The sequence below is a fragment of the Salinimicrobium sediminilitoris genome, assembly GCF_020866905.1.
Taxonomy (GTDB): Bacteria; Bacteroidota; Bacteroidia; order Flavobacteriales; family Flavobacteriaceae; genus Salinimicrobium; species Salinimicrobium sediminilitoris.
Genome location: NZ_JAIVCC010000005.1, coordinates 659,579 through 679,023, shown reverse-complemented (window position 1 = coordinate 679,023; position 19,445 = coordinate 659,579). Strand labels below are relative to the sequence as shown.

At 40.6% G+C, this 19,445-nt stretch carries 16 protein-coding genes; 8 read left to right on the top strand and 8 right to left on the bottom strand.

From position 1 onward, the window contains the following. Positions 1 to 242: 242 nt before the first annotated feature. The 3 genes from dinB to LA313_RS08165 form a co-directional block, all read right to left on the bottom strand. Positions 243 to 1,463, bottom strand: coding sequence for a DNA polymerase IV (dinB, locus tag LA313_RS08175; RefSeq protein WP_228914191.1), 1,221 nt, complete (start codon positions 1,461 to 1,463; stop codon positions 243 to 245). A gap of 216 nt (positions 1,464 to 1,679) precedes the next feature. Beyond that, positions 1,680 to 1,997: a type II toxin-antitoxin system RelE/ParE family toxin gene (locus tag LA313_RS08170; RefSeq protein ID WP_228914190.1), complete on the bottom strand. Its 318-nt coding sequence runs from the start codon at positions 1,995 to 1,997 to the stop codon at positions 1,680 to 1,682. Continuing rightward, a complete protein-coding gene (locus LA313_RS08165) occupies positions 1,988 to 2,227 on the bottom strand; it encodes a hypothetical protein (RefSeq protein ID WP_228914189.1) in 240 nt (79 codons plus the stop codon). The genes LA313_RS08170 and LA313_RS08165 overlap by 10 nt, the downstream gene beginning before the upstream one ends. Before the next feature lie 213 nt (positions 2,228 to 2,440). On the opposite strand from LA313_RS08165, the gene LA313_RS08160 reads away from it, so the two are divergent. From LA313_RS08160 to LA313_RS08145, 4 genes are all read left to right on the top strand, one after another. Beyond that, positions 2,441 to 2,830, top strand: coding sequence for a (deoxy)nucleoside triphosphate pyrophosphohydrolase (locus tag LA313_RS08160; protein ID WP_228914188.1), 390 nt, complete (start codon positions 2,441 to 2,443; stop codon positions 2,828 to 2,830). Beyond that, positions 2,827 to 5,973: a DEAD/DEAH box helicase gene (locus LA313_RS08155; protein WP_228914187.1), complete on the top strand. Its 3,147-nt coding sequence runs from the start codon at positions 2,827 to 2,829 to the stop codon at positions 5,971 to 5,973. The genes LA313_RS08160 and LA313_RS08155 overlap by 4 nt, the downstream gene beginning before the upstream one ends. Before the next feature lie 2 nt (positions 5,974 to 5,975). Further along, positions 5,976 to 6,956, top strand: a complete 981-nt coding sequence (locus LA313_RS08150) for an HNH endonuclease (protein WP_228914186.1) — start codon at positions 5,976 to 5,978, stop codon at positions 6,954 to 6,956. Positions 6,957 to 7,266: 310 nt separating this feature from the next. Then, the gene (locus LA313_RS08145) at positions 7,267 to 7,581 is read left to right on the top strand and encodes a hypothetical protein (protein ID WP_228914185.1); all 315 of its coding nucleotides are present in this window, start codon (positions 7,267 to 7,269) and stop codon (positions 7,579 to 7,581) included. A 22-nt stretch (positions 7,582 to 7,603) separates the two neighbouring features. On the opposite strand, the gene hemN is transcribed toward LA313_RS08145, so the two are convergent. The 4 genes from hemN to LA313_RS08125 form a co-directional block, all read right to left on the bottom strand. Next, positions 7,604 to 8,968 (bottom strand): oxygen-independent coproporphyrinogen III oxidase, encoded by a 1,365-nt coding sequence (hemN, locus tag LA313_RS08140; protein ID WP_228914184.1) that lies wholly within the window; start codon positions 8,966 to 8,968, stop codon positions 7,604 to 7,606. Between the two features lie 2,251 nt (positions 8,969 to 11,219). After that, a complete protein-coding gene (locus tag LA313_RS08135; RefSeq protein WP_228914183.1) occupies positions 11,220 to 11,996 on the bottom strand; it encodes a TIGR03915 family putative DNA repair protein in 777 nt (258 codons plus the stop codon). After that, positions 11,997 to 13,256 (bottom strand): putative DNA modification/repair radical SAM protein, encoded by a 1,260-nt coding sequence (locus LA313_RS08130; RefSeq protein ID WP_228914182.1) that lies wholly within the window; start codon positions 13,254 to 13,256, stop codon positions 11,997 to 11,999. It abuts the gene before it with no gap. A 463-nt stretch (positions 13,257 to 13,719) separates the two neighbouring features. Next, entirely contained in the window at positions 13,720 to 15,192 is a 1,473-nt protein-coding gene (locus LA313_RS08125; RefSeq protein ID WP_228914181.1) for an AsmA family protein, read from the bottom strand. Between the two features lie 284 nt (positions 15,193 to 15,476). Here LA313_RS08125 and LA313_RS08120 point away from each other — a divergent pair, with 284 nt between their 5' ends. Beyond that, positions 15,477 to 15,821 carry a hypothetical protein gene (locus tag LA313_RS08120; protein ID WP_228914180.1) on the top strand — a complete coding sequence of 115 codons (345 nt, stop codon included), beginning with the start codon at positions 15,477 to 15,479 and terminating at the stop codon, positions 15,819 to 15,821. 138 nt (positions 15,822 to 15,959) lie between these two features. Here the strand turns inward: LA313_RS08120 and LA313_RS08115 are convergent, their stop codons facing one another. Further along, positions 15,960 to 16,559, bottom strand: a complete 600-nt coding sequence (locus tag LA313_RS08115) for an REP-associated tyrosine transposase (RefSeq protein WP_228914179.1) — start codon at positions 16,557 to 16,559, stop codon at positions 15,960 to 15,962. A 21-nt stretch (positions 16,560 to 16,580) separates the two neighbouring features. On the opposite strand from LA313_RS08115, the gene LA313_RS08110 reads away from it, so the two are divergent. From LA313_RS08110 to LA313_RS08100, 3 genes are all read left to right on the top strand, one after another. Next, complete coding sequence (locus tag LA313_RS08110) at positions 16,581 to 16,808, top strand: hypothetical protein (RefSeq protein WP_228914178.1); 228 nt, start codon at positions 16,581 to 16,583, stop codon at positions 16,806 to 16,808. Positions 16,809 to 16,888: 80 nt separating this feature from the next. After that, on the top strand, positions 16,889 to 17,068 hold the full coding sequence (locus LA313_RS08105; RefSeq protein ID WP_228914177.1) for a hypothetical protein: 180 nt from the start codon (positions 16,889 to 16,891) through the stop codon (positions 17,066 to 17,068). A 66-nt stretch (positions 17,069 to 17,134) separates the two neighbouring features. Beyond that, a complete protein-coding gene (locus tag LA313_RS08100) occupies positions 17,135 to 19,201 on the top strand; it encodes a lipocalin-like domain-containing protein (RefSeq protein ID WP_228914176.1) in 2,067 nt (688 codons plus the stop codon). Positions 19,202 to 19,445 lie beyond the last annotated feature (244 nt).

Sequence of the window (19,445 nt, the reverse complement as noted above, 5' to 3'; positions counted from 1 at the left end):
CCGGGTACTCAGCCCCTTGTTCTCGATATAAATTGTATCCTGCTTTCGCAGTCTCCAATTCACTCGAACTGACGGAGACATCTCATCTTCAAATTTTCAAATCATCACATTCTCAAATCTTTTTCACGCAAAAGCCGCCAAGCTTTCGCAAAGCCCGCAAAGAAATTAGTTTATTGCTAATTGTTTATTGATCATTGAACCAACCTTGAACTTTAAACCTTGAACCGCCCAAAGGGCGAAGATTAATTTTGCCTGTGCGCATACAACATAGGTGGAGCGCCGTCAAAGGAATTCTGTCTTCCGCCTATGCTGGTACCGCCAATGGTCGATGCCCGCATCACGCTGTTCTCCCCAAACCTGTTCCTAATGCGGTCGATGGAGTTGTACAGGTCCAGCATCTCTTCGCTGTCATCAAAAAGATTGATCTGGTAATGCCCGCCTACGAGTCCGCCAAACTTCACTCCCACGAGTCTTATCAACAACCGCCGGTTGTACAGCTGCCTAAAGAGTGCCTCGATCTTTGGGATCAAAATATGATCGGCGCTGGTGTAGGGAATGGTCGCCTGTTTGGTATAGGTATTAAAATCTGAATACCTAATCTTCACACTTATATTCGACGTAAGCTTATCCCCGCGCCGCAGCTGATACGCCAGGCTCTCGGTCATGGCAGTGAGGGTGGCATTTAACTGTACCATATCAATGGTGTCCCGGTGAAAAGTACGTTCGGCCGAGATGGATTTGCGCTCGTGAAACGGAATGATAGGCACCTCATCGATCCCATGTGCTCGTTTCCAAATGGTGCGCCCGTTCTTGCCCAGCACACTTTCCATCATCTCCACCGGCATTTCCTGTATGGTCTTTATCTCCCGCACGCCCAGCCCCAGCAACGTCTGAAAGGTCTTAGCTCCTATCATAGGGATCTTACGCACAGACAGCGGTGCCAAAAAGGACCTTTCGCCCCCGGTTTCTATGAGGATTTGATTATTAGGCTTGGCCTCGCCCGTGGCGATCTTTGACACCACTTTATTGCGGGAGAGGCCAAAGGAAATAGGAAGGCCGCTTTCCCGGATGATCTCCTTTCGCAACTCGGTGGCAAACTGGTAGGTGCCAAAGAACTTGTCCATACCTGTAAGGTCGGCATAGAATTCGTCGATACTCGCTTTTTCAAAAGCGGGTACTTTATTTTGTATGATCTCGGTTACCTCGTTGGAATATTTACTGTAAGTGGTGGTTTCTCCCTTGATAATAGTGGCGGCGGGACACAGCTGCCGGGCCACCTTCATCGCCATGCCCGAGTGTACTCCATAGCGGCGCGTTTCATAACTACATGCCGCCACCACCCCGCGATCTCCCAAACCACCCACCAGCACCGGACGGTTATTAAGCTCGGGATGCAACCTGCGCTCTACAGACACGAAAAAAGTGTCCAGGTCGAGATGTAAAATAGCTTTATTCTTCTCCATTATTGGATAATTTCCTATTAATTGGAATATTTCCAAAATTAGAAATAATTAGAATAAGAAGAATAAAGGAAGCTGTTAAAAAGGGGAAAAATTCTTGTAATTGAATTTAGACAATAAAAAACCAGCTTCTTTAAGGAGAGGAAGGTTATCTACAAAAAATTATAGTAGAGAAAGATAAGGAGAGAAAAAAGAATTTCACCGGAATAGACAATTTCTCTATTCAGTTCTTTTTATTTTTCGTGGATTTTGTCGGGTATCAAAAACATCCAGTATTTCAATCCGGTCTTTCTGATAGTTGAGCAAATAAATAATTTTATAGCTTTTATAAATCAAATAACGGAATTCCCCAGAGCGTTCTCTAAGTAACTCCTCGATTTGACCAATTTCAGGCTGTGATTTTAATTTAAGAGTTTCATTATAGATTCCGTTTGTCAATTTTCGGGCAACCTGAGGACTTGCTTTTTCGGAATAATATTCAAAGATATTTTCAAATTCTCTAACTGCGAATTCAGTCCAATAGATGCCTAACTCCACTTTTTCATTCTGGCTTTTAAGTCGGATGCCTCTACGAGTTTCCCGCTTCGGGAATCATCCATGGATTTGTCAATTCTTAAATTAAATTCTTCCACACTCATGGGTTCGGCCTTATCCTGAACAGATTTATTTTCCTTCCAAAGAATATTCTCAAGTTGAATAATTATCTCTTCATTCTGAACTTTCAGAAATTCCCGCACAAATTCTTTTTTTCTTATTTCTAAATCCATAGTCATCAAGCTTTTATCAAAGATACGAAATTAGCTTTTCCGAATAAATATTATTGAAATTTTGAACCGGCAAAGCTTGGCTCTATCTTGGGGATCTTGCGAACAGACAGGGGTGCCAAAAAGCAAACTTGAATTTGCTAACAATAGAAATCACAATAGGCTGCTACTCTTCTTGAGTAATTCCTTATTTTTATTAAAAAATATTCCCAAAAGGTGATTTTAGTAACATGTGCCATAATAGAACACGATGGAAAGGTTCTCTGTGCACAAAGAAGTGAAAAGATGAGCCTCCCGCTCAAGTGGGAATTTCCCGGAGGCAAAGTTGAAGAAGCTGAAGATCTGGAAAGCTGCTTAAAAAGAGAAATAAAAGAAGAATTAGGTGTAGAAATCAAAGTCAATGAACGTTTACCTTTTAATACACACTCCTATTCAAATAAAAAAGTAATCAAACTAATTCCATTTCGCTGTTCCCTACAGACATTTGAAATTGATTTAAAAGAACATCTAAAGGTTGAGTGGGTATTCCCTGCTGATTTGTCACAGTACGATTGGGCAGAAGCCGACATACCTATTGTTCAAAATTATATTCAAAGTATCCAATGAACCTCGAAACAGGACTTTACGAACAGCTAATAAACAAACTGGTCGCCAATAAATTAGAATCTGTTGATTCTGAAAAATTTCACATTAGCGAAACGACTTTGGACAAAGAAGAAGCTTCGCAATATTTAAGTCTTTACCTAGCAGAAACAATAAAGTATGCTCTTAATGAGATCAAAGAAAAAGATCGGCCACTAAAACAAATTGAGCTCTCCAATAAGATAATACAACTCTTAGTCTCAGAATTAGGGGACGTTGAATTATCCGACAACTTATTGGAAAGCGAGGGTAAAATTTTGCAAGCTGTTTTTTCGAAACTCAATTTTCCCTTTTCAAGTTTAGAAACGCGACTGAAGGAGATAACTCCTTATACTCGAATGAGCCAGAGTGAACTTTTCACCGGAAACAACGTTGGGATTTCATTGGAAAGTGAATTGAGGAAAGAAATTCTTTCTGCCGATGAAATCTACTGGTTAGTGTCTTTTATAAAGTACTCCGGAATCAGAATTTTCAAGAAGGAATTAGAAGAATTTACGAACAGTGGTAAAAGCCTAAAAATTATTACCACTTCCTATATGGGAGCTACAGATGTAAAAGCCATTGAATATTTATCTTCTTTACCCAATACAGAAATAAAGGTTTCATACAATTCCGAACATGAACGCCTGCATGCCAAAGCTTACCTCTTTCTAAGAAATTCTGGCTTTCATACTGGGTATATTGGCTCTTCAAATCTTTCCAGATCTGCTTTAACTAATGGCTTAGAATGGAATCTGAAAGTAACAACTCAGGAAATTGGTCATATCATCAATAAGTTTCAAAAGACTTTCGAAACTTACTGGGAAGATCCCGAATTTGAACCATACGAAAAAGGAAGAGATAAGGAAAAACTCAGCAGCGCTCTTAAGAAACAAAGTTCCTACGGATCAAATCAAATTACCACCTTTTTCGATTTAAAACCATATCCCTATCAAGAGGAAATTCTGTCTAAGTTACAATCTGAAAGAGAAGTCCATAATAGAAATAAAAATTTACTGGTGGCAGCCACGGGAACTGGAAAAACCGTAATCTCAGCTTTTGATTTTAGGAGGTTCTATTTGGAAAATCCAAATGCAAATTTCTTGTTTGTTGCTCACCGGAAAGAGATTTTACAACAGGCTCAGATAACATTTCAGCATGTCTTGCGTGATTCGAATTTTGGAGAACTTTGGGTAGATGGAAATGAACCAGAAAAATATACTCAACTTTTCGCATCGGTTCAGACTTTGAACAATCGCTTAAAGACCATCCATTTGGGACTTGATTTTTATGATTACATAATAGTTGATGAAGTGCATCACATCAAGGCCGATAGCTATCGTCCAATTCTTAAAAGATTTGAGCCCAAAATCCTTTTAGGCTTAACAGCAACTCCAGAAAGAATGGATGGAGGAGACATAACAGAAGATTTCCACAACAAGATTGCTGCAGAAATTCGACTACCAGAAGCTCTAAATCGTAAGCTTTTAAGTCCCTTCCAATACTTCGCTCTTTCTGATGCTATTGATTTATCAACAGTAAATTGGAGGAATGGGAAGTATGAGGTAAAAGAACTGACAAAGCTTTATACAGAAAATGACAGACGCGTATCAGATATCATCCGTAATTGTGAGGAATATTTGACAGATGTTCATGATGTACAAGCTATAGGATTTTGTGTGAGTCAAGAGCATGCCCGATACATGGCCGAAAAATTTACAATAGCTAAATTAAAAGCCAATTATTTAGTTAGTAGTAATAGCTCGGAGAGGGAGTTTTTGAGAAATCAACTCCTGAAAAAAGAAATTAATTATCTCTTCGTAGTAGACATTTTTAATGAAGGTGTAGATATTCCAAATATTGACACGGTCCTTTTTCTAAGACCTACAGAAAGTTTAACCGTTTTTCTTCAGCAATTAGGACGTGGTCTCAGACTTGCTGAAAATAAAGATTGTTTAACTGTTTTGGACTTTGTGGGTAACGCCCGTCCAGAATACGATTTTGAACATAAATTCAGAGCCTTGGTAGGCAAAACACACACCTCAATCATAAAAGAAATAGAAGATGAATTTCCTCATTTACCTTTAGGTTGTTCTATCGTACTGGAGAAAAAAGCTAAGGAAGTTATTCTAAGAAACATTCGAGAGGCAACTGAATTTAGGAGACCACAGCTACTAACCAAAATTCAGCAGTTTAAGAACCATTCGACCCTGCCACTTTCCCTGAATAATTTCTTAGAGTTTCATCATCTCGAGATTCGACAAATTTATAGGAAAGGAAGCTGGAAAAGACTGTGTGCAGATGCAAAGGTAATTCCAGATTTTAACGAGCCCCAGGAAAAAGAACTGACGACTTGTATGCAGAAGAAACTCATCCAGTGTAACTCTTTAAGCTATCTGCAGTTTATTCAGAAAGTAATTTCTGAAAATACAAACCTAGATTTGCTCACTCAGGAGGAAGAAAAAATGCTGCTAATGTTCCATTACGATGTTTGGCAGGAGGCAGGGATAAAACTGGATTTTTCAGATATAAAAGACAGTATGACTTTGTTGAGAAACAACAAGGTCATGCTTCAAGAGTTGCAAGAGTTTATTGAACATCAAATAGAAAAAATAGAATTTGTTGAAAAAGATATTCGTTTAGATTTTCCTTTCCCTTTAAAGCTCCACAGTAGATATAATAGAGAAGAAATTTTAGCCGCAATCGGCATGAGTACCTTCAGTAAAAAATCCTCTAACCGTGAGGGATCTGCTTATAACAAGGAGCTAAACGTGGAAGCGTTGTTCGTAACTCTTAAAAAGACCGAAAAGGAATATTCTCCAACAACGATGTATGAGGACTACGCCGTTAATAAAACACTATTTCACTGGCAAAGTCAGAATAGCATTTCCCCGAATTCACCCAAGGGAGAATCTTATATCAAACATAAAGATTTGGGTAAAAAGATCTTACTTTTTGTAAGAGAGCAAAATGTTGATGAATATGGATTCACAATGTCGTACACCTTTTTGGGTGAGACAGAGTTTATAAAATCAAAAGGCGAAAAACCAATGAGTGTAGAGTGGAGGCTTCTTGAACCTATGCCTTCTTATATTTTGAAAGAAAGTCAGAAATTAGCAGTTGGTTAGTGATGACAGAAGAAGCAATTCTAAAATATTCTTCTCAATTCAAGAAATTGAGGTGCGCCTATGTCAAGGATATGGGCAAAGCTCCTCATAAACCAATTTTATTGCTTTCTATAATCCAGCTAATTTCTCGTGGAGCAATTACTAATAATCGAATATTCATTACTTCAGACCTCTTGCTGACTTTTAAGCAAATCTGGAATCAATTAGTAATCACTGATCACAAGCGGAATTTTTCACTTCCTTTTTTTCATTTGCGATCCGAAGCTTTTTGGTATTTGGTAGCGAAGCCAGGAAAAGAGATTGTCACTACCAGTTCAAAAAGTATAAAAAGCTTCAAAAATTTAAAAGAATCTATTGCCTATGCTGAAATCGACAGGGAATTGTTCTTACTTCTTCAGGAGACACCGAACCAATTGTGGTTTGAACAGGTCATTTTGGACAATTACTTCTCAACAACCAAAAATTTATATTCCAGACTGGACAGAAGCTATGAAGAAGAAAATATCGAAAACCAAATCCTGAATGAGCCGAAAGAGGCATATCAAAGTTACATCCAGAGCCTGCAAGAAACTTTGGAAGAAGATGAGTATGAAGAGGAATTATTTGTTCGTGGGGGATTATTTAAAAAAACCATTCCTAAAATTTATAGCCACACCTGCTGTATCACAGGAATGAAAATTAAATCTTCACATAACCTTCAAATGATAGATGCTTGTCATATTTACTCTTTTAGTTTATCTGGAGATGATACCGTCACAAATGGTATTGCACTATCACCTACCATGCATCGCGCTTTTGATAGGGGCCTGCTGACGATAAATTCAAATTTTTTGGTGAGGGTTTCTCCATCTATTCAAGAAGAAGAATCGAGATTTACTCTTTCACAATTTGAAGGAAAGCAAATAATTCTCCCTGAAAAGGAAAAGTATTACCCTTCACAGGAATCCTTGAGCTGGCACAATAAAGAAGTTTTTCTGCTTTAAAAGAATACTATGAATATTTTAAAGCAACCTGATGTGCAATATCTTAGTTCGTCAAGAACGATTGAAAAAATTGACATTACAGATTATCTTAAAACATCTATTTGCTTTGTATATAATTACGAAGGATATCATTTCAGATTATTTGAAAGTGAAATAGCTTTAAATTCATTTTTCCAACAAAACAAGGAGCCACAATTCGAATTTTATTCTGAGAGAGAATTAGATGAATTTCTCACCAACCAATATCAAATATTCTAATTCTTTAACCTAGTATAAAAAATTCCTGGTAACTTTTCAGGAAAAACAGGTTATGCAGAAGAAAAATATTTCATTCCAATACTTACACCGTGATGAGGGAAATTACAAGATCTTTGGAGAAGTAATATTTGAAAATAATAAAGGTCTAACTCCCCAACAAGCAGAGGAAATTTTACGTAAAAAACTTATTGATTCGGAGTTCTTCTATCCATCAGAAAATCAAATTTCTCGTTTTCCAGAACATTCGGGAAACCTTTACTTTTCAGATTGGTATGAATTCCAAAGGTTTTCTTTAACCCATGAGAATGCAACCGATCCTCGCAGTTTGAGTACCTTTTTATCCCAATTTTCTAGTCTTCAATCCTGAATTACAACCTTAAATCCCTTTCCTAAACCGTCATAGAAAACAATCTCGTCTCCGGTTTGCTTCTTTGCAGCAACAGGTCAAAAGCCATACAAATATTTCGAACAAAAGGTCTTCCCGATTCTTTGATGATCAATTTTTCATCCCCGAATTCCAGGAGACCATCGGCTTCCATTTCTTTCAGGTTGATGAGGACTTCAGGAAGTTCGGGGAATTTCATGTCGTCATCTTTCCAGGAAGTTTCCAGGTTGCACATGAGATTTAGAATGTGCTGGCGGAGTTTCTCGTCTTCCGCAGTAAGAATATGTCCGCGGTAAAGAGGCAGTTCTCCTTTTTCAAGGATCTCGTAATATTCTTCAATGGTCTTGACATTCTGGGCGAAACCGCTCCAGCTGTCACTAATAGCCGAAACTCCCAAACCTATCATCACTTTGGTCTTGGAAGAAGTGTAGCCCATAAAGTTACGGTGCAGCTTGTGGTTCTCCATGGCCTTATAAAGCGTATCGCTCTTTAGTGCAAAATGGTCCATGCCCACTTCCACATAACCGGCTTCGGCGAGCAGTTGTTTCCCCACTTCATACATCTCCCGCTTCACATCGGCCGAAGGCAGATCTTCCTCCTTAAAGCCGCGCTGCCCGTTTCCTTTGATCCAGGGCACATGGGCGTAGCTGTAAAACGCGATCCTGTCCGGCATCAGCTCTTTGGTCTTTTCAATGGTTTCCCGAATGTGATCTACGGTTTGAAAAGGCAGACCAAAAATAAGATCGTGACCCACAGAAGTGTAGCCAATTTCGCGGGCCCCTTCAGTAGCATTTTTCACATTCACAAAAGGCTGAAACCTGTGAATAGCCCGCTGCACCTCAAAATTATAATCCTGAACCCCGTAACTCACCCTCTCAAAGCCCAGGTCATAAAGCAACTGCAGGTGCTCCTGTTTGGTGTTGTTGGGGTGGCCTTCAAAGCTAAAATCGGTTTCCTCTGCCCGCACAGCTTTTTCGAAAAGTCCGTCGAGAAGGATCTTAAGATTTGCGGGAGAAAAGAACGTGGGTGTTCCTCCACCCAGATGTATCTCCTTAATCACCGGCTTTTCCTCCAGCAGGTTCACATACATGTCCCACTCCTCGAGCACCGCAGCGATGTACGGCGACTCCACTTCATGGCGTTTGGTAATACGTTTGTTGCAGCCGCAAAAAGTACAAAGGCTCTCGCAAAAAGGCAGGTGAATGTAAATACTAATCCCCTCCTTGCTATTGCTCTCCAAAAATGACTTTTTTAGCGTCTCTTTATATTGTTCTACCGTAAATGCGGCTTCATTCCAGTACGGCACCGTGGGATAACTGGTATACCTGGGGCCGGGAACGTTGTATTTCTGAATCAAAGATGTGCTCATACCTCTTTATTTAGATCGCAAAAGTAACAGGCTTATCTTGTTTATAACATGATTTTAATCAGGTCATAAATGTCTGAATTACATATCGCTCTAAAATGGATTCTGAAATAAATTCAGAATGACGTCAGTTTACAGCCTTACATCTCAAAAATATCATTTCTGAAGGTTTTTTCCCGTCAACCTGTCCCGACGCTTCGGGAGTTTCAGGTTCTTCTTTATTCCGAAGAGCAGATCAAAGTAACTCTGAAGTAAATTCAGAATGAAGTTGGTTTACAACCTTACCTCCCAAAAATAGCATTTCTGAAGGTTCTTTGATTCGGTCAACCTGTCCCGAAGCTTCGGGAGTTTCAGGTTCTAATCATAGAAAGAAAAGAATCTTTAGAACTAGAATGTTGTTTTTTTATTTTCTGTGAATTGCCTTCGCCTTTAGGCGGAGGATTTAATGAAATAAAAGATAGATAGGGCCTTAGCCCAATGGAGTTTCCCCTATTCCATCAGTTCCTTTTATATACAACCCCGAAATTTGGGCTAAAGCCCTGATTTCACCTCTTCTTTAAACCACTGGCTCAAGCCAGTGGCAATTCATCTGTACAATTTAAATGGTAGAAGAATGAAAATATTCAGAATGAATAGTGATGAGACTTGAATTGCCTCCGCCTTTAGGCGGAGGATTTAATGAAATTAAAGATAAATAGGGCTTTAGCCCAATAAAGGCTACCCTATTCCATCAGCTCCTTTTACATACAACCCCGAAGTTTGGGCTAAAGCCCTGATTTCACCTCTTCTTTAAACCACTGGCTGAAGCCAGTGGCAATTCATCTGTACAATTTGAATGGTAGAAGAATGGAAATATTCAGAATGAATGGTGATGAGACTTTAATTGCCTTCGCCTTTAGGCGGAGGATTTAATGAAATTAAAGATAAGTAGGGCTTTAGCCCAATAAAGGCTCCCCTATTCCATCAGCTCCTTTTACATACAACCCCGAAATTTGGGCTAAAGCCTTAATTTCACCTCTTCTTTAAACCACTGACTAAAGCCAGTGGCAGTTCATTTGTACCATTTGAATGACAGAAGAATGGAAATATTCAGAATGAATGGTGATGAGACTTAAATTGCCTTCGCCTTTAGGCGGAGGATTTAATGAAATAAAGATAGATAGGGCTTTAGCCCAATAAAGGCTCCCCTATTCCATCAGCTCCTTTTAAATACAACCCCGAAGTTTTGGCTAAAGCCCTGATTTCACCTCTTCTTTAAACCACTGGCTCAAGCCAGTGGCAATTCATCTGTACAATTTGAATGCTGGAAGAATGAAAATATTCAGAATGAATAGTGATGAGACTTAAATTGCCTCCGCCTTTAGGCGGAGGATTTAATGAAATAAAAGATAGATAGGGCTTTAGCCCAATGGAGTTTCCCCTATTCCATCAGCTCCTTTTACATACCACCCCGAAGTTTGGGCTAAAGCCCTGATTTTACCTCTTCTTTAAACCACTGACTAAAGCCAGTGGCAATTCATTTGTACCATTTGAATGGTAGAAGAATGGAAATATTCAGAATGAATGGTGATGAGACTTTAATTGCCTTCGCCTTTAGGCGGAGGATTTAATGAAATAAAGATAGATAGGGCTTTAGCCCAATGGGTTGTCCCTATTCCATCAGCTCCTTTTATAAACCATTCAGAAATTTGGGCTAAAGCCTTAATTTCACCTCTTCTTTAAACCACTGACTAAAGCCAGTGGCAGTTCATTTGTACCATTTGAATGACAGAAGAATGGAAATATTCAGAATGAATGGTGATGAGACTTTAATTGACTTCGCCTTTAGGCGGAGGATTTAATGAAATTAAAGATAAATAGGGCTTTAGCCCAATAGAGTTTCCCCTATTCCATCAGCTCCTTTTATATACAACCCGAAATTTGGGCTAAAGCCTTAATTTCACCTCTTCTTTAAACCACTGACTAAAGCCAGTGGCAGTTCATTTGTACCATTTGAATGGTAGAAGAATGGAAATATTCAGAATGAATGCTGATGAGACTTTAATTGCCTTCGCCTTTAGGCGGAGGATTTAATGAAATAAAGATAGATAGGGCTTTAGCCCAATGGAGTTTCCCCTATTCCATCAGTTCCTTTTATATACAACCCCGAAATTTGAGCTAAAGCCCTGATCTCACCTCTTCTTTAAACCACTGGCTGAAGCCAGTGGCAATTCATCTTTATCACTTGAATGTTAGAAGAATGAAAATGCCATTTTTAAAGGTTCTTTTCCGTAAGATATTTCCAGTACCGCTTGGGAAGGTGCTGCACATGCAGTTTTTGATTTGCCCTGCTTTTGATGTTGGTACTGGTGAAGTACTGATCCCACAACTTCTGAAAAGCTATTTCTGAAGAGTGAAAATAAGCCTCCGGCGCGCCGGAGAGGCCAATCGCGGGATCAAGATCCAGAGTAATAAATTGTACGGCTGAAAGATCATAAGCTATTCCGAAATTCCGTTTTAAATCATAGATGATCCACTTTTGATCGGCATACCGGTTCTTAAAATGGCTTTTTATGAGCGGCAGCACGTTGAAATCGGGTTCTATGGCCGCAAAATAAACCTCATCTTTGGTTAGCCTAAAGCGAACAAATGCCTCCATGCGATGTTTCTCCCGACCCACTTTTTTGGCCGCCTGAGAAACTTTAAGTACCGCGGGATGGGAAAAATCCCGGTCCACCGGCACATTTTCGGCAAGGATGTAACGTATCATGCTGTACATGTGCATCTCCATCCCCGGAATTTCACTCAAAAATGTCCATTTTAGATCCCGCAGTCCGGCGGGTGAGGCTTTCTTCTTCAAGGAAGTCCATACGCGTTTGGCTTTATCGGGTTCTGTGATCACCTCCCGGGATGCTGTGAACAACTGTTGCCCGGCCTGTGCTCCCGGCGGATTTATATCCACCACCTTCAACTTTTCTTCGTAGGCTGTGAACAGGCAACAAAGAAAACCTTCCATGGTCCCGTCATAAACAAGTATCGCCTGCTGTTCCATTTAAAAAAGGCTTAACTGGCTTCCAATATCTTTCCTGAACTTTCCCGAAGAGGTGCCTAAAATGACATTTTTGAGGTACTCGCTGGAAGGTTCTTTTACTTCAAATTCCCTGGAGTCACAGGTGATAAAATGTTTCGCCCTGTTCATGGCGATCCCGATGTTTTTTAAGTGTTCCCAGTTGAGCTTCCGGAATTTCCTCGCCTGCAGGATCTTGTTGACCGACTTTAACCCTATACCGGGAATCCTTAACAGCAGCTGCTTCTCCACCCGATTGATATTTACCGGAAAGAGATGCCTGTTGCGCAGCGCCCAGCTTAATTTCGGATCGACTTCCAGGTCAAGATTGAGATTCTGCTCATTCAGCAGCTCCCGAATATCAAAGCCGTAGAAGCGCAGCAGCCAGTCTGTCTGGTACAGCCGGTTCTCCCTCAACAGCGGCACCTGACTGTTCAAGGCCGGTAACCGTGGATCTTCAGCCACCGGCACATATCCCGAATAATACACCCGCTTCATGTTGTACTTCTTATAAAAAAAGTTAGCCGAGTACATGATGTCGCGATCGCTCTCGCCAGATGCGCCAATGATCATTTGCGTACTCTGCCCCGCCGGGGCATACCTGGGGGTGCTTTTTATAAGCTTGCTTTCCTGTTTATACTGGATGATCTCATTTTTCACTTTTTCCATGGGCTTCATGAAATCTTCGTGTTTTTTATCGGGTGCCAGGAGCTTGAGTCCGCTTTTGGTGGGGATCTCGATGTTGACGCTTAGCCGGTCGGCGTAGAGCCCCGCCTCCCGCATAAGTTCGTCACTTGCGCCAGGAATTGACTTGAGATGGATATAACCGTTGAAATTCTCTTCCAGCCGCAGTTTTTTGGCTACCTGTATGAGCCGCTCCATGGTATAATCGGCATCTTTAAAGATCCCGGAACTCAGAAAGAGACCTTCGATATAATTGCGCCGGTAAAAGTGGATGGTGAGATCTACCACCTCCTGCACCTTAAAAGCAGCCCGTTTGATGTCGTTGCTCTTTCTGGTAACGCAGTAGGCACAATCGAAAATGCAGTGATTGGTGAGCAGGATCTTGAGAAGGGAAACGCAGCGACCGTCTTCGGTATAAGAATGACAGATCCCCATCCCTGAAGAATCTCCCAGACCACTGGAGGTATTTTTGCGTTTGCTTCCGCTGGAAGAACAGGAAACGTCGTATTTGGCGGCATCGGCTAAAATACTCAGTTTCTCCTTTATCCTTTCATAATCCATGCTGCTGATTTTCAGCAAAAATAGGAAATAATCCCATTGAATGGAATTATTCCGATATATTAAATTTTTTGATAATAGTTCAACTTCTTGAAATGCCTCGCCGTATAAATTTTGGGAAGAGATAATGATTATAGTATAAAAGAATATTTGTTCTTTTTCCATTGATGAAAAAGAACCAAAAAATCTAGGCTTACGAAAATAGATCTAAATTTTTCGATCGATGTCTAAATTTTCTGAACTCGCGAGAAAAAATAGTGCAACGAGAAAATTAAAGGACGCTCAAACAGCAGAAAATTTAAACGCCATCTCTCTTCAAATTTCACAATCGATTTTCGATAGGCCGGGAATTTTATAAACATATGGACTCACCTCTTAAAAAGGACATTTCTGAAAGGATTTTTCCTGAAATAATTATCAGAATCGCCCTTGAATCCTGAACTTTAAACATTAAACCTTAAACCTTCTAAAGCTGCCCCACGGCATCGATCAAACCTTCCCTAAGGCCTTTCCAGGCGTAGTTCCAGAAGGAACGATGTTTATTTCTTTCCACCTTTACATCCTGTTCTTCCCCTTCATCGGGTTCCTGGTTATTGTCCACAAAAAGATTTGCAATGGAACTTAAAAAGCTTTTTTCTTTCCCCTTTTCTTTGGTGAGCAGCTCGATCTTGAAATTCTCATATTCCATCCTGTAATCTCCCTGCAGGATATCATCATTTCCGTAGAAATTAAAATAAACGTCATTCACGGTGCCCCTTGCCCGCGCATTCATGGATGGCACCAGGAATGGATCAAGGGCCTCTCCCTCCAGCCTACCAAAGCTGCCCGAAATCTGGAATTTGTCCTGAGGATCAAAAACGGGAAAAGTCCAGTCAATATTTACGGGTGTACCCTGCATAAAATCGGCATTGGCAGTAATTTTAGGGTGGGCCTTTAGTTCCCGAATATTGTGGAGATTATTGATGTTGGCATTTACAGCTGCGAAACGCACTATGGCAGGCCCACCTTCGGGCTTTACCTGCTCTTCGTAAACGATCTCACTATTTTCTACCAGCACCTTTTCGAAGTTGAGCAACAACGGCGCCTCCCGCAGCAATTTGCTGTATAAAGCTTTCTCCCTGGGATCATCACGCACCTGCTTGTCCCGGTAAATAGTGAGCTCGGCCCCGCTAATAGTCATTTCATGATTTCTTAGATATAAAGAATCCTTGCGCTTTCCAACATTCAGGCTGTCCAGGGTGATCGCCTTCACATCGAGCGTGATGTGATCTTTTTCATAAGGGATCTTTTGAATGAATTCATTCCTGGGATAAAAGGAACGTATTTTAAAATCTGAGATTTTCACCTCTCCGTTTACCGCCGAAACATTGCCCGCATTAATATAATGTTCGGAATTCATCTTCAGGAAAACGGTATCCATTTCCACATCATAAGAATTAAAGTCGGAAAGCTGCATCCCCGATTTCAAATTCCTCATGTGAGCAGTTGGAATATGTGCGTATATGGAGGCAGCAGCTGTTTCTGCACTTTTTTTGCTGAAACTCCCATCCTCTATCCTGAAGTTTTTTATGTGCACCTTCTGTGTAGCGGAATCTTTTTTTGCTGAAGTATCTTTTGGAAAGAGGCTAACTTGCGGGGAACCTAGCTCGAGCTCATCTATCTCCACCTCGTTCTTAAAAAGGTATTTATAGTAGGAAATACCACTAACACTTATTTTATCCACATTACCGGCAAACCGGTCCTGCTCCATTTTCAGGTCTTCCACACTAAATTTATTGAGGAAGATATTTACAGACAGATCTTTATAATCTGAAGCTCCCACCTTACTTTCGAGTCTCTGCTCAATTCTGTTTTTTACGTAGAGATTGGCCAGTAACAACAGGAGAACTATTCCAATCCCACCGGCCGATATCCAGATTACTTTTCTTTGTTTACTCACACCCTGGTTTTTGATGAAGATAGTATTTTTCCTGCAAAAGCCTGTGAACAGGAAGTACATAAGACAATTTTGAGGGGGTGATTCACGCTGGTTAAGACAAAATTGTTAAAAACGCTTTAGTACTTAAACTATCCAGCGCCCTCTTTCCTCCCAAATTTTTCACAAGAGCGAAGCCTTGTTGTTAATTCTATATTAATCAACATTTTGTTAGAACTTATTTAACACCTCAAACCTTAATTTAGGCCCCTCAAGCAGAGAATAATTAACCAAAAACTATCAGCCTCATGACATCATTTCAACCCTCCCAAATTATTGAAGAATTTAAAAATTTTGTTCATAGCAGTTGTACAGATTGTGAAACAGAAATGGAAAAATTCAGCTCTCTTCACAAGGGTATCATCAAAATGTATTTTGGAGCCCGAAGGGTAGAGATCGATTATAAAAAACATACCATCAAGGCAGAAATTCCTGTGTCTGATCATGAATATACCACAGTAAATTTCGAATGCCAGGATCTGGATCGTTTTCTTTCTTCCTGCCTCAAAAACGATAAAAGAAGCCTGAATTTTTATCAGAGTTCATTAAATTATTACAACCATATTCCTGAAGCACTGTCGCAGGTAGCTTAGTGAAATGTAAAAAATGTGGCTTTAGAATATTTAGCTCCGGAATTTTCCGGGGCTTTTTTTGTTTATAGGTAGATGTGAGGCTGTGCGAAATCTGGAGACTTCGCACAGCAGTTGACTTCGCACAGCAGTTAAACACACCTAGTAATATTTATCTCTTATTCTTTGGTGCATTACCAAATTGGAAACGTGATTGTCGGCCAGGGTTACATGCTCAAATATTCCTTTGCCATTTACGTAATTCGAAGCACTGGAATACGTGTAATGTGAAGCACGACTCACAAAACCAGCGCGTACGGGATTCAGATGAATATAATCCAGTTTTGACCACAAGAATTTTGAGCTGTAAATTTCTTCGGGGTGGTTGCCGTACTTCCAAACCTGATAGTTCTTGTTTCTGCTATGGGTCAGAGTAGTTAGTGCCAGTCTCTCCAGGATCCATTCTCTTCTGCTTTCCCCACAATTTTGAAGATGCTCCAGGATCTTTGTGGCAGTAAACTTTTTGAAATCCCTTAGCAGATTTGACAACTCCCCTTTTTCAGATTTTATGATGAGATGAATGTGATTGGTCATTATAACATAACCATAAACTACCATCCCTTTATTCTGCACACAATAAGTAAGGCTGTCAAGGATGCAATCCCTGTAAATTTGCCTGCTGAATATATCAACCCAGTCTACAACTGTTGCTGTTAAAAAATGAGGTCTGGATTGATCTTTTATAATATAGCCTGCTTTCACTTTATTAAGTTATGAAAATAAATGAAGCTGTGCGTGAAGCTGTGCGTGAAGCTGTGCGTGAAGCTGTGCGTGAAGCTGTGCGTGAAGCTGTGCGTGAAGCTGTGCGTGAAGCTGTGCGTGAAGCTGTGCGTGAAGCTGTGCGTGAAGCTGTGCGTGAAGCTGTGCGTGAAGCTGTGCGTGAAGCTGTGCGAAGTCTGGAGACTTCGCACAGCCTTCGGCTTTGCACCTGCTACCATTTTTAAAGGCTGATTTTTTTTATAAAAGGTTGAGATTCATCAGGTGAAGCAATCAACTTTTTGTTTACTTTTCAGCAATTTTTACAGGCTAACATGAGCGCTATCAGACACAAAAAAGGTTTGGAGACCAGAGCTGAATTCAACACCATCATGGAAAAGTTCAGGTATAAGAAGTTCTACGCAGACATTCTTTGGCTTCACTCGATGAGAATGATGGATAAAGAAGAAATGGCACAACTTCAGGCAGATTTCAGCTTAAAAAAATTGATTTAATACAGTATACTTCAAAATTTAAAACTAATCCAAGGTGTAAGCCTTTAAATTCACGATTCTGTCATTATGAAGAACTACTTTCGCCCCTCATACCCCATTGCCTGCTGCGCAGTCTTGCTGTTTTTTAGCCTTTTAAGCTGCTCTAAAGATGACGACAGCGCAGAAGACAGCTTTTATTCAAATGCTCTAACTTCAGCCAAAGCTCAGGATCTGCAAGGGATCTGGTCTGTCTTTGAAGTAGAATATGAGGGACGGGAAAGCACTGTTCCCGGAAATGCCTCAGGATGTCCTCGTGATTTCTTTGTTTTTTCTCCAAATGGAAGCTATTTAGAATTTACTTTTTCTGACAGCTATGGTTGCCCGCCTGAAGTGGGAATGACCACCTTCAGCCTCAATAACGGAATTATAGACCTGGAGGGCACTACCTTGCAAATGGTGATTACCTCTTTGAACGACAAAGAAATGAAATTTAAAAGCAAAATAGACACAGATGACGACGGGAAACAGGAGATAGTTGTTTTAACGGCAAGAAGGTACCAGCCCCCGGCAGAGTTGGATATTTATTCTGAAACCTTTAGGCATGAACTTGTTACTCCGCATTATGACAAGATCAGGCTGGACTGGCAGCCTTATATTGGATACAATCTTTTTGATCGTTATGAAATCTACAGAATTGACAGCGGTTGTGATAAATCTAATGCGAGGCACATTGGAAGTATAAATCAACAGCAACAGGCTTACTTTATAGATGAAGATCCCCCGGTACAGGAGGAGATCTGTTATTTCTTCAGGCTTTATACTTCTGAAGGTTTACTGGCCGAAAGCGAACCGGTAATCGTAAATACCGGTTATCTGCAGGTGGGAACTGTACAGATGGAGCAGCCACAGCTCCAGGATCTTGCTGTTACCCTTAACTGGGGAAAATATGCTGGTTATTATTTTTCACATTACGCGATCACACTTCGTAATTTCGAAGGCGGGTACGGTGCCGGGTACCAGGAAGAAGTGATTGCCACAATTCAGAATCGGGAGACCACAACCTACACTACAGAATTACCGTATTTTGTAGATCCTGTTTACACGGTATATGTGTATGATATCTTCGGAAATAAAACTATGCAGAGCATCATTGGCGATAACAGCCAGAAGGTAGAAGCCGCCCGCCCGGAGATCCTCCCGTTAAATTCCATTTCAAGCTTTGCGGTAGATCCCGGCAACAGTATAGTATATCTTTATACTACAAATTCCGCTTCGGGCGAATCAAAACTATTCGGTTACGATTATATATCTCACAGTGTGGAGACCGAAGCTGCCAGTACACCTGCTTCGCACCCTAACTTTGGTATGAAAATTTTCATATCCAATGAAGGAAAAGAGATCTTTTTCCCACAAGGAAGTGATGTTGCTGTTTATGAGGCAGCAACCCTGGAGTTTAAATATTATTTGAGGGTGCTTGAGGAGTCAGTTTATTTGGATGATGTGGAATATCTTGGGAATGGACATTGGGCAATGGCAGACGGGGACCACCTGTATATATGTACCCGGGAAGCCAACACTTTTAAAGTGGTGAGTAAAGAAGTTCATTTTACAGCTCACCAGGGATTGGGAAATTATGAAATTGTGCAGCTTTTGAACAGGGAAATTCTGGTAGGTCATATGAATGAACCAAACAGTCTCAGGTTTATGGTGGAAAATGATGGCAGGTTGAACGGAAGAACCAATGTGAATTTACCTTTAGAACCACAGTGGCAGAATGAGGTGGCATTTTCAAAATCTCTACAACTGCTCGTCAATTTTGAGGATCGCAGTATATGGTCAACTAAAGACTTTTCTCTTGTTAGAAAGTTTGAGGAACCCGTTCTTCCAACCTCCCTAAGCCCGGATGGCAGTTTAGTACTGGGAAGTTATAATGACCCTTCAGGTTTTTTGGCAGAAGACTCCCTGTATGAAAAGAAGGCACAAACATTTAATCTTAACTCCGGCGCTTTAGTCACATATCCTGCAAAAGGTTATCCACACTTTGTATTCAAGGATCATTTAGGAAGGATCATGAGCATTTCTTCCGGCCTGGTAAAAAAAGATTTAAATAGTACTTCCCCCCGCCGCGATCTTTTTATTGAAAGACTGGATTAAAGTTTAATAGTTTGAAGCTGTGCGAAGTCTGGAGACTTCGCACAGCTTCAAACAGCCTTCGCACAGCCATCTGGACTTCGCACAGCTTCCTATAAACAACAAAACCCCGAATTTTCGTTCGGGGTTTTTCATTTCAGTTGGCCTACTAGGGCTTCCCTCGACTCAGCCTGCGGCCCCGCTCGGGACAGGCTTCTCGCCCATTTCAGCTAAAAACAAAAAACCGAACTGTTTTCACAATTCGGTT